The organism is Brochothrix campestris FSL F6-1037 (assembly GCF_000525915.1).
GTDB lineage: Bacteria > Bacillota > Bacilli > Lactobacillales > Listeriaceae > Brochothrix > Brochothrix campestris.
Map to the genome: position 1 here is coordinate 85,243 of NZ_AODH01000001.1, position 16,879 is coordinate 102,121.

The window sequence follows — 16,879 nt, forward strand, 5'->3', positions numbered from 1 at the left end:
AACATTGATTGAACAGTAGCACTTTTTAAATAAGGGGTACCACTTAATTATATTTCTGATTATGAATAATGTAAAATAATGATTAATCATATAACAATAAGAAATACAAATACATATAGACTGTGATGAGCTTATCAAAAAGGGATGATGTGTTAGTCACATCATCCCTTTCGGATTGTAGAAAAAGTCGAAACAGACCTCATTTTCTGTTGAATTCTATTACTATGACTTTGTTTACGAGATGATAAGACTGAACTACGGCAGTCTTTATCTGCAACAATGCTAATGAGTCTGGGAAGTAGTGCCACTTGCTTATATCTAGCTGTATTTACTTAATAACATTTAATTGTTTCTCTGTAAGGATATTATTCCCAGAATCTAAACCGAGTACCGTGACCTTATCTGATAAGTCTGTAATAAGATTACGAGCGTAATACTTGAAGGCACCTTCTTTTACAGGAATCGTTGATTGGATCACTCCGTTAACTTTGACTTGCACTTTCACAACATCCCCCGAATACGTCCCTTCGATGTGAGAGTTATTGAATTTATAATCTAATAAACGCAGATCACCCTCCGATTGAATGACACTTAAGTTGTTGTTACGTATCTCAACTTTGTTTACATCATAAATTGCAACACGAACATCGTCTCCACTCTTAATCTTATCTTTTGCATAGTATTTAAAAGTTTGATCTTTAATACCAATCATTTGTGTCATCTTGCCGTTAACAATTAACGCCATATATTTCGCATCACCTGTATACGTACCTGTCACGTGACTTGCACCCATACGGTATCCGTCTACAGATAACGTTGCAATAGTTGTACTTATTTTAACAAGTTGTGCACTCACTTCATGACCAGCTACATTATAACCAACCAATTCCACTTTAGCATCGGCATCTGTAATTTTATCTTTAGCATAGTATTTAATTGTATTATCACTTACTTTTACTTTTTGTGTTAACACACCGTTAATACGTAATGCCACATGTGAGACTGCTCCTGTATAGCTTCCATACACATAGTTATCTTTACCAATAACAAACGTAGTAGCTTCTACAAATGCATCATCTGCTGTATTTTCTGTTACGTTTACAACCGCACGTTTCACTTCATTGCCTTTCGCATCAAAACCAACAATGGCTACCTTATCTGATGCCGCATTGATTAAGTTCGATGCCCAGTATTGATAGGAATCCCCTTGCACATTAATTTGTTTCGTTAAGACACCGTTAATTTCAATTGCGATTTTTTTAATTAATGTACCCGTTAATTTACCGGTTACATAACGACTTTCACCAATTTTAAAATCAATGGCATTAATACTCGTATTAGCTAATTCAATAGCAGCTTTTAATAATGTTTCAGCTTTAGCAATATCAGCTACTAAGTTTTCTTTATCTTTACCTTCAGGTAACTTGTTGATTAATTCTTTAGCCGAGTCAATCATCTCTTGAGATGTTTGCTCTCCTAATATTGTCTTACTTTCATCACCAAAGAGGTTATTTGTTGCCTCTTGTGCGGCTTTCAAATCGGCAGCTGCTTGCGTCACCTCATCTAGTAATGCTTGGGCTTGAGTAACATCAGCTAATAATGACTCTTTCTCTTTACCATTTGGCAATTTATTAACCAACTCTTTAGCCGAGTCAATCATTGCTTGTGAAATATCATCCGCTAAAGAAGATTTAGCCTCATCTGCAAAGAGATTATTTGTTGCCTCTTGTGCCGCTTTCATGTCTGTTGATGATTGAATGGCTTCATCTAATAAAGTTTGAGCGTTTGCAATTTCCTCTTTCAAGACCTCTTTATCTTTACCCACTGGCAATTTGTCAGCTAATTCTTTGGCCGAGTCAATCATTTCTTGAGTAGCATTATCAGCTAAAAGAGTATGCTCTTTGTCTGCGAACAAGGCATCAGTTGCCTCCTGTGCTGCTTTCATGTCAGCTGCTGCCTGTGTTTTTTCATTTAATAACGTTTGAGCCGTTTGAATGTCTGCAGTCAATTTTTGATGAACAGTTACAGTCATCGTTGTATTATCTAAAATTTCTTGAGCCTTATCAATCATTGCCTGTGTTGCTTCTATTGCTAATTCAGTATGCGCATCGTTTGCAAAAAGGACGTCGACTGCTGCCTTCGCAATTTCGATTTGTTGTGAATAAAATAATTTTTCTAACAGTGAGTGGTCTGCATTTAACGAAGCCCTTGCCGCATCATTTTTCACTTCCATGATGTTTGCTTTAAGCGTTTCTAATTGTTGATTAGTTACTGACTCTTTTACTGCCGTTTTATCATTCGATGTAAAGTATTCAGCAATTACTGCTTTGTTTTGCTCGATGTTTTTCATATCTAAATCATACTGTTCTTGTGCTTTTACAATAGCCTCTAAATACGACGTCTTCACATCACTCATTGGCAACTCATTTGTTAAAGCTAACGCTGATTTAATCATGTCTTGTGTAAGTTTACCGTGAATTGAAGTCTGTTTCTCATCGGCATATAAAGCCGCTATCGCTGCTTTGGCTTTTTCATGTGCTGCTATATTTGCCTTTTTATCATCGAGTAATTGTTGTGCTTTTGCAATTTCAGCTTCTAACTTATCTTTATTTGATCCTGGTACAATCGTATCCGCAACAAGTTGTTTCACAGTATCAATTGTTGCTTGATCTACATCTTGTCCGATTGTTGAATGTTCATCATCTGAGAACAATTCATTTACTTTATCTGTTGCAGCTAACAAGTTATTTGCCTGCATTGCGTCATACAATTCAACTAGTTTACTATGTTCCGCCATCAATGCTGCGCGTTCGTTATTATTTATAACAGTTGCAATCTTGTTCTTAAATCCATTTAACTGTTCAAGCGTTACTTCACTTTTAATTTGTGTTTTGTCAGTCGATGTGAAGTATTCATTACTTTCATCTTTTAAGCCTGCAATTTTTTCTAGATCAACATTGTATTGATTTTGTGCCTTGGCGATGTTCGCTAGGAACGTTTGTTTTTTCGAGTCAACTGGAACGGCATTTGCTAACGTCGTTGCTTGATCTAAAAGTGCTTGTGTGAGATTACCATGTATCGAAGTCATTGAACTATTCGTATATAACGCTTTTACTGCTGTCTCTGCTTTTTTAGATGCTGCTGATTCGACAATCACAATATTTACTGCAATTTTCTGATTAGCTTGTAAATTAGTAAACGAGACATGCATTGTAATAGGATATGTACCCGGCTTATTAAAATCAATGTTTCCTTCATACCACTTTTTCTTAATTGGTGGTGGTGTTGTTGAACCGGTAAAGACATCTACTACCTTAAACCATTTTTCAAATATTATCCCACCAGTATGTCCTTCTGTAAAAGTAATGTTACCACTACCGATTCGTTGTAATTCCCACCACGACCAAGCACCTTTGTTTTTCGCCTCATTTTTTTGAGTGTTCTTTTGTGTCGTTGTTATCGGTGTTTGTTTAGTCTCGTTTGCATTGACAGATGCAGACGGTACTAAGGGACTCACACCAATTACAGTTGCGAGTGTCGCTGCTCCTACTTTTGTCATTTTTTTCTTAAATCTTTTCTTCGTCATTTTATATTGCTCCTTTTAGTGTTTTTCTATGTTCTACGATTGATCAACGTCCTCCCTTCCTTAGCTTACTTTAACGTATTGTTATCGAACAACATAGAGAGCTATTCTTTTACCTAGTTACATTAATAGCTTCTACATCAGTATAAGTCACTATAACTATTTACAAAAACAATCATTACTTATGATACTATTCTTTTTAGTTATAATTGAGTGACAAACGCTTTTAGGTTAGGTGTAAATAGTTATCTCAAAGTTTGTATATAACATTAAATGTCAATTCAATTAGTCATATCATAGGATTCACCAGAAATGCTTATATCCCTGCTGATTTTCTTTACTGCTTTGGTAAACGAGTTGCATTTGAAACGGCAATAACTGACCGCGGTAAAGTTTTACGTCCTAACTAATTAAGATTGTCGATTGGCTTCTTCAGTCGTAGTATTAATTTTGTTGACTAATTCCATCGATATTTTTGCCAGTTGTTTTGTTCGTTCGTATAAATAGTCTGCAGCAGGTAAAGCAACCGTTCTACGATTAATATTTTGAAATAACTTTACACCATTTTTTTTTCTCTAAATAGGCGATATGTTGTGATACTGTTGACTGTGTAACATGTAAGGCTTCTGCTGTCCTAGTATAGTTCAATGTTTCATATACTTTTTAAAAAATGTGTAATATCGATTATCTAGCATTCGTCTCGTCCTTTCCCAGAAAAATTAATTATTTATATCTATTATTTAATTTAACTATTTGATGCCTACCCTCAACGTGTTATGAAGTGAGTATAAAACTTTTATTTCTACTTGAGAAACAACTTTTTTTAATCGTACGATAAATATATATGATGGTATCTACTTTTGTATTATTTTAGGTAATCATTATATTAGAGTTCATTCTTTGAAATACTTCAGTTCTTCGTTAACTGCTCTTTTTGTCTGGGATAGAATGAAGGAGGGATTCATCGTCTGAATATTAAACATCAATCTGACTGAATTTTTTCTAATTACCAGTGTTTGATTTGGAAATCCCAGGTTGCTAGTCTCTCTGTTAATCATTTCAAATGATTGTTTTTTGAATTTTCTGTCATAAATGTTTGGCACATTTCTATCAAGTATCATTTACCTGTAGCACGATTGATTGATGGTTTGTTTAACTGTTAAGTTAGAGCATATCATAAAAGAACGCTAATTAGTAGGTGTAGTACCTACGGTTTCCTTTTAGATAAACCGTTCAAATCCCTTGTGCCTGTAAGGTTTCATGGATTCCACGCTCGAAATGGATACCCTCGCAAAATTTGTGGTATTTTCCACAATTATTGCAATTGAATTGTTCATTTAAATAAAGACAGCCGCACCCAATTCACCTCGGTATACAGCTGCCACTCTTAATTTTCTAACATTGCTCGTCTGTTTTTGTACAAATAGCAGAGGCTTTATTCTACTGCGACGATAACTTTAGACTCACTACGGTTTCCTTTTACATCTTGATTCACGAGATGCATAATTGTACCTGCCGTTTGTTTTGGTAGCGTTATTGAGAATTCACCTTCAGCTGTTGTTGTTACCTCACTAACGATTTTTTTATCTTCATTCACTAGTTTCACTACCGTATTTCTCTCGCCTTCACCAGTTATAATTGTTTGATTTGATTGATTTATAACTGAATCAATCGTTACTGGACGTGGAGGTATAATATCGGTATTGATGACTTTCAAATTAGAAAAATATATTTGGACATAACCGCTACCTAAAAAATTAAATTTTGTATAGTGAGTTCCAAAATAAATAGGCATCATCCCTGTTTGTTTCGCTGTATAACTCATTGTTTGTTTCACAGTTCCCTTAGTTGTTGGATTTTTATTTTTCGATTGGTCTCCTAAACCAAAGCTCATTGTTTGAGTATTGAATTCTGCCGTATTTGGATTCAGTGAATCGAAAGTTAACAAATAATTCTCACCCGCAACACCTGCTAAATCTTGTTTTAAGAATGCACCAATGTCTTGCTTAAATAAAAACATACGTAATGATCCATTTGTCATTTTTGTTATCTGACTATCTTTGTTCGCATCTAATGTGAACAGCTGTTCTTTAGATATCTTTATTTTCGAGTCTACATTACTCCGATAGTTTTTCTTATCACTACTCATTAACCAGTTTGGTATTCCTGTTTGAGATGTAACAAGTGCACTGTTTTTCAATAGATTGATTGTCGGAGCAATTTCAGCACGTAAAGTCGATATATTGTCCACTGTTTGTAAAAAAACCGTTACTTTCGCGATATAAGTTTGACCCGAAACTTCAAGGTTTTCTGCATGTCCGGCACCTACGACATCTAATTGTTCTTTGTAGCCAGCCGCAGCTCCATACAAGACCGTTTTAGCCTTAGGTGGAATGAATGTATCTTTTGTTCCATGAATAAATAATTTCGGAACTGTCGAATTTTCAACTGAATTGAGTGGGGAAATATCATATAAATCAATTTTTAACTTTGGTTTGACATAATTATCATTCAACGAATCGACTAGACGATTTTCAAAAGCATACCAGTCCACCATATTTACAAGTGGAATATATTGGAGGTATTTTGTAACCATGTGCATAACATCATGTGCTTGTTCCTCAATTGAAAAATAACCACAATCTTCAATAATCGCTTTAACATTTAAGTTAGGATTAATGGTATCTTGACTCATCATTACCGTTGCTGCTCCCATTGATACGCCTAACAAAACAAATTCTTGATTAGGTTTTATCGCTGCTTCCTGTTCTAGCCAACCATTCACATCATTTTTTTCATATGCACCAAAAGCTATGTATTCGCCTTGGCTCTTACCATGTGAACGAGCATCTGGAACGATAACATTGTAACCTAAATCACTTAATAATTTAGCTTCAGCCATAATATTTATCGGTTGTGAGCGATAACCGTGTTGAACTAAAGCCGTTTTAGCTGATTTATTATCGATGTAATACGCATGTAGTTTGATATTCTTATTGGTCGGTTTATCAAAAACCGTTTGGTAGCGATCGCTTTTGTTTTTTAATCCTTCAAACCATTTATTTTCTTTTACCCCTGATGTTAAACCAAAAAAGTCAGTTACACTAATAACGCTATTGTTACGTCTCACTGCCACATCAAACGCTAACCCTGCAATTACTTTTTCTACCGCGGAACTAACAGAGCGTGATTTTGGTATTGTTACATCCGCATCATTTAAATACTTTTCAATTTCTTCGACAACCACTCGTTCATTTGCTGGCAATGCCCTTCGTTCAGCTGCACCTTTTTGTTCGAAACGTTCGCTGTTTACCGCTTTATTTGGCATTTCAGTCTTTGTGTTGCTGATGATAATTGTCTCAGATGCAGTTACCAATGGAGCAGTTAATCCCCCCAATGTCACTATAAAAATAATTATTGCCTTGAAAAAAAATTTCATCCTTTTTTCTCCTCTTCTCATCAAATTATGTATAATAGCAAACAAATTTCACGAATATAATAAACCTTTATCGTTTAAACAATCGGATAATTGTTACTAAATGAAGATTATACATGCGGCTAAATGAGGTGTCAACGATAAATCTATTGACCTATTTAAAAGGAATCTACTGACCAAAAGTCTCGTTTTAGAGGCCATCTAACAAATTGTTTTTGACTCATTCAAAAAAAGTATTGCTGTCAAATTGTCCTTAGTAACAAACGGTGGAAATTAAAAAAACCGTAAATCACTAACGATTTACGGATCCGATGCTAGAAAAATTCATTTACTACTCTCAGGATAATTTCAGCTTCGCCTAATAAAAATGAGCATCCGAGTTGAGAGGAGATAAAGTCGTCGATTCATTTTAGTTTTTATGACCAAGAAGGATCTCTCAATCAACTCATTCACTTACAAATGAATCCCTTGATTAAATAACCGTTGCGGGTCGTATCTTGCAATTAGTTGTCGCAGGCGTTCACCCGTTTGTCCTGGCCAAGCTTTATCCGCCATCGCAAGACTCGTATTTGACGAATAGGCACCGTAAACACCGGTACTTAATTTTTCAATTGGTGCAAAGGCTTTTGTTTGCTCTGTTTCTTCTCCCGGCATCATCCACACACTCACAAAGGCTTCTTGGTATCTTGCAGCCCAAGCGGTCTCCTCAACGGCAACATCATTCATTGCCCCTCCGATTGAGCGTAGTTCCATTACTAATGTTAATGGATTTTTAAAGGCTTCAGCAATCGCTTCACCGAGTTGTTGGTCGGCTTTATCAATCAACCCATTCCAAATTTGAATCCGTTGTTGACCACCGTGTTCGGACTGCGGATGAGGTATAATTGTCGGATACGGAGTAATGGTGGCGTTATGTTCAATTAAAGGTGCAATTGCCGCTGCTTTCTCTAGCACAGGTGTTGCCTTCACTGTATCGGTTGTCGACCACACATTGCTCGCACTAATATTGAAACTACCAACTCCTGCTTTTTGTATCATTAAGAAGCTCGTCATTTCACGCGGTGCTGCTGTTGCCCATTTTCCCCAATCCGTCACAAATTGAGCAACATCATCGGTTGTATAGGTCAATCGTTGATAGATAACAGCTGCATCTTTCGTATCAGATTGTAAATGTGTCGCTTCAAAAACAAATTCAGTGATGACACCAAGTTGAGAACCTGCACCACGGATAGCCCAAAACAAATCGGGCTCATGCGTTGCATCGACCGTATGTACTGTTCCGTCAGCCGTTACTAAAACCACTGCTTTTATGTGATCAATCGTTAAGCCATGGCTGCGGGTAAAATAACCAATGCCGCCTGAAGCTGCTAAGCCGCCGACACCGACATCACCAAAGTTACCACTTGAGATAATTAAATCCTCAGGTGCCAACGCTTTTGCCACAGTGCCCCAATCTGCACCTGCTTGCACGCGCACTAGCTTTTTCTCTCGATCAATCAACTCCACAGTTCGCATTTTTGATAAATCAAGCACGACCCCACCCTGATTTGTTGATGAACCTGACATGCCGTGTCCGCCACTGCGTATTGAAAACGCTAAATGTTCGTCTGTTTTTTTCAATTTGGCAACGTACTGAACAACATTGGCAACATCTGCTGTCGATGTCGCCATAAAAATCAATTCAGGTGTGCCAACCTTCATGTAAGATGAGCGGACATTGCGATAGATAGCTTCTGACTTTGTAATGAGTAAGTCTTGTAGATTTGCTGGTATTTCGAGTGTATGATGATCTAATGACATGATGAGCCTCCCTTAGTTAACCGCCACCGAAGCAGTCACAATTAACTAGTTTAATGACACTGTGTTATTATCGTTCATAAAAACAACATAATCACGTGTTTACAAGCTTGATTACAGCAGTGATTACGTCGATTTACAATTCAGCACCAATAAACTGACTTTATCTCACCTTTGTAACTATGTCTTTATTATATACCTTTTAGCTAAATTTAATAGTAGACTGCTCAACTATTTTACCAGTAAAAAACGTGTCAATCCATTCATTTTTCATTTTTATATTTTAGCGAAACGAATTAAAAAAGGCTTATCAAACATGCTTACCAAAATAGTCATTTAGCACTATCAAAAGGCAAAAAAAAGACCCCTTGTAAACAAGGAGTCTTCTCAAAAGAGCACTTCTTAACGACGTACTTCTTTGATACGTGCAGCTTTACCACGTAATTCACGTAAGTAGTATAATTTAGCGCGACGTACTTTACCATGACGTTTAACTTCTAATTTAGCAATACGTGGAGTGTGTACAGGGAATGTACGCTCAACACCTACGCCGTAAGAAATTTTACGAACAGTGAAAGATTCGCTGATTCCAGCACCACGACGTTTAATAACCACACCTTCAAAAAGTTGGATACGTTCGCGTGTTCCTTCGACAACTTTCGCGTGTACGATGACAGTATCCCCAGGACGGAAATCTGGAACATCAGTACGTAATTGACCTTGAGTAATTTCTTCTAATATATGCATTATTATTTCTCCTCCTCAACGGACATTCTTGCACCCTAAATATGCACAGCGGAACATCGTTAATAGACTGATATCTTCAGTCACCATATTATATTATCACAGTTTTTAACAGCTGACAAGTATATCTTCTTTCAAAGTAAAAAAAAATTCAGTTTTATTGCTCTTTTTTGTTCGGATCATATAGTACTTCAGCCTTTAAAAAGGTTAAATCAGCGTCACTTAAAGGATACACATCCAACATATCCGGACGACGCGATGCTGTCCGGCGAAGCGACTCCTCATGACGCCAACGTTCAATGTTGGCATGATGACCACTCATTAAGACATCAGGCACTGTTAAACCGCGGAAATCGGCTGGACGTGTGTAATGAGGGTGTTCAAGCAAGCCAGTTGAGAACGAATCGGTAACCGCTGACTGATCATTGCCTAAAGCACCTGGAAGAAGGCGGACAACACTGTCCATAATCGCCATTGCCCCAACTTCACCACCTGTTAAGATATAATCACCAATCGAAATTTCATCGGTCACCAAATGTTCGCGAATGCGTTCATCATACCCTTCGTAATGCCCACAAATCATAATCAGTTGTTCCTCTTGCGCGAGTTCTTCTGCTAATTTCTGCGTATAAGGCACGCCAGCGGGATCCAACAGAATAACACGTGGTTTGACACCTTCTGCTTTCAAATGCGCAACAGCGTCAAATAAAGGCTGTGCCATTAGGAGCATTCCGGCCCCACCACCATAAGGATAATCATCAACATGACCTTGACGATGGGTTGAAAACGGACGAAAATCCGTTGCATCGACATTAACCAACCCTTTTTCAATCGCGTTTTTAATGATTGAAGAGCCAGTAACGCCGCTAAACATTTCGGGGAAAAGCGTTAAAATATCAATTTTCATCAGTTCAACAGTCCTTCGATGATTTCAATCGTGACGATTTTGTCTGCGACATTGACATCTAACACAACCGATGGAATAAACGGAATTAACTGTTCTTTTCCATTAGCACCTTTAGCAATCCACACATCGTTCGCCCCTGTTGACAACACTTCTTTAATGACACCAACAACCGTCCCATCTTCGCCAACAATCTGACAACCTAAAATTTCATGATGGTAGTATTCACCTTTAGGCAAAGCCTGTACGCGATCACGTTCGATTTTAAGCTCGCTGTTTTTCAATTCTTCCGCTAACTTAATGTTGTACACATTTTCAAGCGTAATGAGGTCGAAGTTTTTATGTTGACGGTGTGTCAAAATCTTGACCCTCGTTGGTTTTTGTTCGCCTGGTTTAAATAAGGCCAATTCGTTGCCTGGTGCAAAACGTTCCATCGCAAAATCGGTCACACTAAGCACACGTAATTCTCCTTGAACACCATGTGTATTTACAATTTTACCTACATTTAAATATTCTGTCATCGTGTCTCACCTCGTTCTAATTTCAATTATAATATCATCCTTAATGATGATTTCTTGCTCTTGTAGCACTTGGGACCATGTGTCACCGACAGCAATCGGCACAAGCGCCTCAACTTCGCGTTCGATAATTTCTGTACCGAGCGGCAGTACGGCGAGTTGTTCTGTCTCATAAGACACAATTGCTGCCTGTTCTTCACGTTTAGTAATTTCATTAGCAAAGTAGGCCGTGATTTTATCTTGCGGATGCTTCGAAAGATGTAGTTGCTTTTTTTTGTTGAAACCGTAATTGCTCGATTTCCATCTGCAGTTGCTTTCGTTTTAGCTCAAAAGATAGTTGAATACGTTCGAGTGATTCTGTCGTCAAAACCCGTTTAACTTGAATCCGTTGTAAAATATCCATCCGATCACCTCTTTGGTTAAATTAAAAAAATCGCCCACATCATAAATTAATATAAATGATGTGGACGATTTCATTAAATATGATTGCTTAATATCTTATTTAGAGTATTTAGCGTTGTGGAATTTTTCTAAAATTCCTTTTGAAGATAATAAAGTACGTACTGTATCAGAAGGTTGCGCACCTTTGCTTAACCATGATAAAACAGCTTCTTCATTGATTACAACTGTTTCTGGTTGAGTTAAAGGATTGAAAGTTCCTACTGTTTCGATGAAGCGACCATCACGTGGTGAACGTGAATCTGCAACTACGACACGGTAGAAAGGTGACTTACGCGAACCCATACGTTTTAAACGAATTTTAACTGCCATTTGAATAACACCTCCATAATTTGTATCTCACAAGAATTAATATTACCACCAATTCTTCTGCTTGTAAAGTATTTTTTCTTTACATCTTAAAAAAAAAGTTAAAAAAGTTTTAAAAAAGGCATTTTGAAATTGTTTCCGAGACCACTCATAAGTCCCTTCATCCCTTTTTTACCGCCTTTTCCGCCCATACCACTCATCTGTTTCATCATTTTTTTCATCTCTTCAAATTGTTTCACGAGTTTGTTCACTTCTTGCACTGGTCGTCCACTACCAGTCGCAATACGGCGACGGCGACTCGCATTTAAAATCGCTGGCTCTGCTCGTTCTTTTGTCGTCATCGATTTAATAATCGCTTCAATGTGGGCCATTTGTTTATCATCGATTGACATGTTTTCGACGCCCTTCATTTTATTCATGCCGGGAATCATTTTCAAGAGATCATCTAATGGTCCCATTTGTTTTACCTGTTGCAATTGCTCGAGGAAGTCATCAAACGTCATGGAGTTGTCTTTCATCTTATTCGCAAGTGCCATTGCCTTTTCTTCGTCAACGTTCGCTTGCGCCTTCTCAATGAGACTCATGACGTCACCCATTCCTAATATACGCGAAGCCATGCGATCAGGATGGAACGGTTCAAGCGCATCCAATTTCTCACCCATACCGACAAATTTAATTGGTTTCCCAGTAACTGAACGAATTGAGAGTGCTGCTCCACCACGGGTGTCGCCATCTAATTTAGTTAAAATAACACCGGTTAAGTCGAGTGTTTCATCAAAGTTTTTCGCTACGTTAACTGCATCTTGTCCTGTCATCGAATCGACAACGAGTAAAATGTCATCGGGCTGAGCGACTGTTTTAACGTCGATTAATTCATTCATTAACGTTTCATCCACATGCAGACGACCCGCTGTATCGATTAATACATAATCTAAATGTTCTGCCTTGGCATGGGCAATCGCCTGTTTGGCAATCTCAACTGGGCTAACTTGATCACCTAATGTAAAAACTGGCATATCAAGTTGTTTTCCTAAGGTTTGCAATTGTTGAATTGCCGCTGGACGGTACACATCGGCTGCCACAAGCAACGGTTTTTTATTGTATTTTTTTCGTAAGAGTGATGCCAGCTTACCAGTAGTAGTTGTTTTACCCGCACCTTGTAAGCCGACCATCATTAAAACGGTTGGCGGCTGATTGTTCATCGTTAATTTGCTTTCGGCCCCACCCATTAACGCTGTTAATTCTTCGTTAACAATTTTAACAACTTGTTGCCCTGGTGTTAAGCTCGACATAATGTCTTGTCCGATGGCACGTTCGCCCACTGTTTTAACAAAGCTTTTTACGACCTTAAAGTTAACATCGGCTTCAAGTAACGCCAGACGTACTTCACGCATCATTTCTTTCACATCGGCTTCAGTAATTTTTCCTTTGCCGCGCATTTTTGCAATTGTATTTTGTAATCGTTCTGATAATCCTTCAAAAGCCATTGTCGGACCTCCTAATATAAATTGATTTCATCTAATTGATTTAATAAGGTTGTAATTTCGGTGTCTGCGACGTCTTTTTCGACCAGTCGAGCCCGCAGCGTGGCCACAAGTTCATTTTGTTGTTTGAAAATACCAACGAGGCCAAGTTTTTCTTCGTACGTTTCTAGAATTTTGACGGTTCGCTTAATATTATCATAGACCGCCTGACGTGACACCTCATATTCCTCGGCGATTTCACCAAGTGAGAAATCATCTTCGTAGTATAAGGTCATATAAATGCTCTGCTTTTCTGTCAAAAGTCGTTGATAAAATGCAAAGAGCATGTTAATTCGGGTTGTTTTTTCAAGCATCACTTTCACCTCAATCTTAACGCATACCCTTATTTTACATGTATTTAACTGTAAAGACAATTACCTTGTCTAAATGTTCATGATAATTCGACTTTTTCACCCTAAACAATAAAAAAAGGACCGTTACCGGTCCCGGATTGTAGACAAAGTCTAATTAAACTGATTTTACTTTGAAAGTTAGTTCAAGTGACTTTGGCTGCAAGATGACTTGACTGAAAAGAAACGTTGTTATATCCTCTCGTTTAATCAGCTAACTTCTATGATATTTCATGGAAAAGTTGAACGAGCTGATTTCACTTTCAGCTTACACGGGGCTTTGCGAGGCATTTTTGCGAGGACTTGCTTGATTACTATTATTCAATATAACGGGTAAAGCGATTGACACTGAGTCGTGACGTTTGATGCGCTTCTTTTATCCCTTTTCCTAGCGCCATCAATAAAGTTGGTTTGTAATGCGTTGGCACAGCAATAAGCTCAGTAATCGCTGCCTGTGAAAAACCACGCATCGGGACTGTATCATAGCCTTGCTCGTGAGCGAGGAGCATAAAATTCATCGCGAACAAACTGGTATCAATGACGGCATTTTCAGCGAGGTGCGCAGCCGACAATGTCGCGTGATACGCGTCAGCTGCCTCAATCTTTCCTTGGAGTAGAGCTTCAGGTATAAAGCCTTCGACCATATCTTGGGTGTAAATCTCAGTTGTTCGCTCAGCCGAATGTGTATCTGCATAAAAAACAAGTAAGGCTGAAGCGGTTACAATCTGTGCTTGATTATGGGCAAACGGCTTGATTTTTTCACGCACTTCTTGATTGGTAACGACCGCTACGCGCCAACTTTGTAAATTATGTCCCGATGGTGATTGTGAACTCAATTGCAACAACCGTTCAATTTCAATCTGCGGGATGGCAAATTGTTCATCGTAATGACGAACAGCAGACCTCCCTTTAATACTCGCCTTTAACTCCATAACAACACCGACTTCTTTCAAAAAGTTAGTCCGACAAGACTACGAATAAAGTATACTCTCACGTGTACAATCTCACAAGTACGCACTTATTTGTGCCTGTAACACGCGGAATAAATTTGCATTTTAGCACTATTAATATTATATTTAAGTAATAGGTTTAAGCGTTACATTAAACTAGCCCAAAGGAGCTACTCATGCATCCAACTTCTATAGCAACAGCTGATGGGATTACTAAAGTCCTTGCTGTAATTGGTGGGAAATGGCGGATAAACATCATTTGGTGTATCGGTCGAAAAGGTTCAATCCGTTATAACGAATTAAAACGTCAGGTGACTGGTATTAGCAATACCGTCCTCACCCGCTCGTTAGAAGATCTTGCCTCTCATCAATTAATTGAACGAATTGATTACCATGAAAGTCCACCCCGAGTTGAATATCGTTTGAGCGTTGATGGCTTAAGCTTATTTCCCTTAATTGAACAGCTCGATTGCTGGGGAACTGCTACCTGTGCCAAAAATGATGCAAATGAACAGTACTAGTTGGTCATAGCAAGAAGGAGTGTCTTAATGAAAAAAACAGTCGTAGGATTACTCATTATTAGTACAGCCGTACTCAGCTACCATCTTTTGTTCAACCTTCATCAGCTCATACCAGGGGGAGTAGGCACGATCGTTATTTATAGTGCACAGCTCATCTTTGTGATAGCTTTGGTCGTTTATTTAAGCCTCGCTAACGATGAACCATACTAACTAACGAAAGGAGCACTTTTAACTTGAATAAAACATTGCTATGGCTCAGTTTAACCGGAGCTGTTATCGTCTTTCATCTTTGCTTTGATATGGCTAACTATATTCAAGGTTGGTGGGGCCGCTCAGTTCTATTTGTTGCTAAGATGGGTTTTATCATCAGTTTATTACGCTACATTGAACAACGACGTGAACGAAAAGAGCACAGTTAAAAAGGAGCTTCTATTGCTAGAAGTTCCTTTTTTTGTTGTTTTTAGATATCTTTGGTTAAAAAAAACAACCCAAGATAATTCTAATAACACGCCCACGCTCAAAATTAACGCAACCGAGGGCTGTGACGTAATATCCGCCGATTGATGCACCCAACTTATCATCACGCTCACCAAAAGAACACCTCGAAAACACCATTTTTCAAGGCCATTAACCAATGAAATCAGCAACATAAGTGCGCATAATACTAATCCAAATTGTAAACTTCCTTTAACCGTTGTTAACGTTATATCACTTGTGATCACGCGTACGATTCCATTAGGGATTAAGCAGATGAACACATCCATCAATCTGTGGGTTGTCACGTACCAAAATAACGCGGTTCGATGTCGAAAGCGTATTAAACACACAGGTTTTTCACTATTTATCGATGTTTTAAAAATAACGATTCCACTAGTTAGCAGATAACCTAGCCAGAGGATGTTATCTATTAGTAAAAATCTGTCCTGAAAAAAATCGCACCTGTTGTAATAATTCCTTGGCCGGGCAGTTGTTGTTCGGTTAAACTAATCGCAAATAACAAACCATACAAGACGATCGTGTCATTTTTTTCGCCTCACCACCAATACATCTCGCCGTTGTAATAATAACCAAGAAACGCTATAAAGCAATAGCAGTTCTCTGGCATACACCATATTGACACCAATTTTAGGAATAGCTTGTTGCCAATAAACAGGTAAAAATAAAAGTTTCATGAATTGCAGGCATAAGTTAGCCACCACGTGCCGAATCATGATAGTAAGTTTACTTTTTAATTTGTGAACAGCTGAAGTTTTGTAATTTCTTCTAAAAATAGCTCTTTTGGTGTTTGAAATCCTAAAATCCGACGTGGCAAATTATTCATCCCTATTTGAATCCGTTGGACAAGTTGATCACTTACATCACTGACAGAACGTCCTTTTGGAATGAATCTTCGAATGATTCCATTATGATTTTCATTGGTGCCACCTTCCCAAGAGGAATAAGGATGTGTGAAATAAATAGCCAGTGTATCTTTGAGCAACTCATTGATGCCTGAAAATTCTTTGCCATTATCCGCAGTAATGGTTTTAAAGAGGGCTCCAAAATATGATCCACACTGTTTCCTTAGTTGTAAGAGGGCTTTATTCACAAAAGATGCTTGTTTTCCTTCGACTTTGAGTATGAATTCAAATCGTGTTTTACGCTCAGTCAATGTTAATAAAACAGCGTCTGCTTTATTTTTCAGACCAACAACAGTATCAATTTCCCAATGCCCTAATTCTTCTCGGACATCAACGATGTCTGGACGTTTTTCAATTGATTGTCCTAATATACGCTTGTTCTTAC

At 38.0% G+C, this 16,879-nt stretch carries 17 protein-coding genes; 3 read left to right on the plus strand and 14 right to left on the minus strand.

All coding sequences use genetic code 11. The features are described 5' to 3' along the window. Window positions 1-328: 328 nt before the first annotated feature. The 13 genes from BCAMP_RS00445 to BCAMP_RS00495 form a co-directional block, all read right to left on the minus strand. Window positions 329-3,586, minus strand: coding sequence for a toxin Cry1Ac domain D-VI-related protein (locus BCAMP_RS00445; RefSeq protein ID WP_035312787.1), 3,258 nt, complete (start codon window positions 3,584-3,586; stop codon window positions 329-331). A gap of 534 nt (window positions 3,587-4,120) precedes the next feature. Continuing rightward, complete coding sequence (locus tag BCAMP_RS14940; protein WP_084038374.1) at window positions 4,121-4,231, minus strand: helix-turn-helix domain-containing protein; 111 nt, start codon at window positions 4,229-4,231, stop codon at window positions 4,121-4,123. A 787-nt stretch (window positions 4,232-5,018) separates the two neighbouring features. Beyond that, the gene (locus tag BCAMP_RS12235) at window positions 5,019-7,022 is read right to left on the minus strand and encodes an alpha/beta hydrolase (RefSeq protein ID WP_051456759.1); all 2,004 of its coding nucleotides are present in this window, start codon (window positions 7,020-7,022) and stop codon (window positions 5,019-5,021) included. A gap of 450 nt (window positions 7,023-7,472) precedes the next feature. Then, window positions 7,473-8,819: an FAD-binding oxidoreductase gene (locus BCAMP_RS00455; RefSeq protein ID WP_035312788.1), complete on the minus strand. Its 1,347-nt coding sequence runs from the start codon at window positions 8,817-8,819 to the stop codon at window positions 7,473-7,475. A 399-nt stretch (window positions 8,820-9,218) separates the two neighbouring features. Further along, on the minus strand, window positions 9,219-9,563 hold the full coding sequence (gene rplS, locus BCAMP_RS00460; protein ID WP_035312789.1) for a 50S ribosomal protein L19: 345 nt from the start codon (window positions 9,561-9,563) through the stop codon (window positions 9,219-9,221). 154 nt (window positions 9,564-9,717) lie between these two features. Next, window positions 9,718-10,467 carry a tRNA (guanosine(37)-N1)-methyltransferase TrmD gene (gene trmD / locus BCAMP_RS00465; RefSeq protein WP_035312790.1) on the minus strand — a complete coding sequence of 250 codons (750 nt, stop codon included), beginning with the start codon at window positions 10,465-10,467 and terminating at the stop codon, window positions 9,718-9,720. Then, window positions 10,467-10,985: a ribosome maturation factor RimM gene (gene rimM / locus BCAMP_RS00470; RefSeq protein ID WP_035312792.1), complete on the minus strand. Its 519-nt coding sequence runs from the start codon at window positions 10,983-10,985 to the stop codon at window positions 10,467-10,469. Before rimM ends, trmD begins: the two co-directional genes overlap by 1 nt. 6 nt (window positions 10,986-10,991) lie before the next feature. Beyond that, window positions 10,992-11,216, minus strand: coding sequence for a YlqD family protein (locus tag BCAMP_RS14855; RefSeq protein WP_084038378.1), 225 nt, complete (start codon window positions 11,214-11,216; stop codon window positions 10,992-10,994). Between the two features lies 1 nt (window position 11,217). Further along, window positions 11,218-11,385, minus strand: coding sequence for a YlqD family protein (locus tag BCAMP_RS14860; protein ID WP_156921070.1), 168 nt, complete (start codon window positions 11,383-11,385; stop codon window positions 11,218-11,220). Window positions 11,386-11,480: 95 nt separating this feature from the next. After that, window positions 11,481-11,753, minus strand: a complete 273-nt coding sequence (rpsP, locus tag BCAMP_RS00480) for a 30S ribosomal protein S16 (RefSeq protein ID WP_035312794.1) — start codon at window positions 11,751-11,753, stop codon at window positions 11,481-11,483. Between the two features lie 98 nt (window positions 11,754-11,851). After that, window positions 11,852-13,237, minus strand: coding sequence for a signal recognition particle protein (ffh, locus tag BCAMP_RS00485; RefSeq protein ID WP_035312796.1), 1,386 nt, complete (start codon window positions 13,235-13,237; stop codon window positions 11,852-11,854). 11 nt (window positions 13,238-13,248) lie between these two features. Next, complete coding sequence (locus BCAMP_RS00490) at window positions 13,249-13,587, minus strand: putative DNA-binding protein (protein WP_035312798.1); 339 nt, start codon at window positions 13,585-13,587, stop codon at window positions 13,249-13,251. A 353-nt stretch (window positions 13,588-13,940) separates the two neighbouring features. Then, on the minus strand, window positions 13,941-14,576 hold the full coding sequence (locus BCAMP_RS00495) for a nitroreductase family protein (protein ID WP_156921071.1): 636 nt from the start codon (window positions 14,574-14,576) through the stop codon (window positions 13,941-13,943). A gap of 173 nt (window positions 14,577-14,749) precedes the next feature. On the opposite strand from BCAMP_RS00495, the gene BCAMP_RS00500 reads away from it, so the two are divergent. From BCAMP_RS00500 to BCAMP_RS00510, 3 genes are read left to right on the plus strand one after another with little or no spacing between them, the layout of a single operon-like run. Further along, window positions 14,750-15,094 carry a winged helix-turn-helix transcriptional regulator gene (locus BCAMP_RS00500; protein ID WP_035312801.1) on the plus strand — a complete coding sequence of 115 codons (345 nt, stop codon included), beginning with the start codon at window positions 14,750-14,752 and terminating at the stop codon, window positions 15,092-15,094. A gap of 27 nt (window positions 15,095-15,121) precedes the next feature. Continuing rightward, entirely contained in the window at window positions 15,122-15,304 is a 183-nt protein-coding gene (locus BCAMP_RS00505; protein WP_035312803.1) for a hypothetical protein, read from the plus strand. A 23-nt stretch (window positions 15,305-15,327) separates the two neighbouring features. Beyond that, window positions 15,328-15,513, plus strand: a complete 186-nt coding sequence (locus tag BCAMP_RS00510) for a hypothetical protein (protein WP_035312804.1) — start codon at window positions 15,328-15,330, stop codon at window positions 15,511-15,513. Between the two features lie 809 nt (window positions 15,514-16,322). On the opposite strand, the gene BCAMP_RS00515 is transcribed toward BCAMP_RS00510, so the two are convergent. Further along, window positions 16,323-16,879, minus strand: a 557-nt coding sequence (locus BCAMP_RS00515) for an IS30 family transposase (RefSeq protein ID WP_035312806.1), incomplete at its 5' end; no start/stop codon positions are given.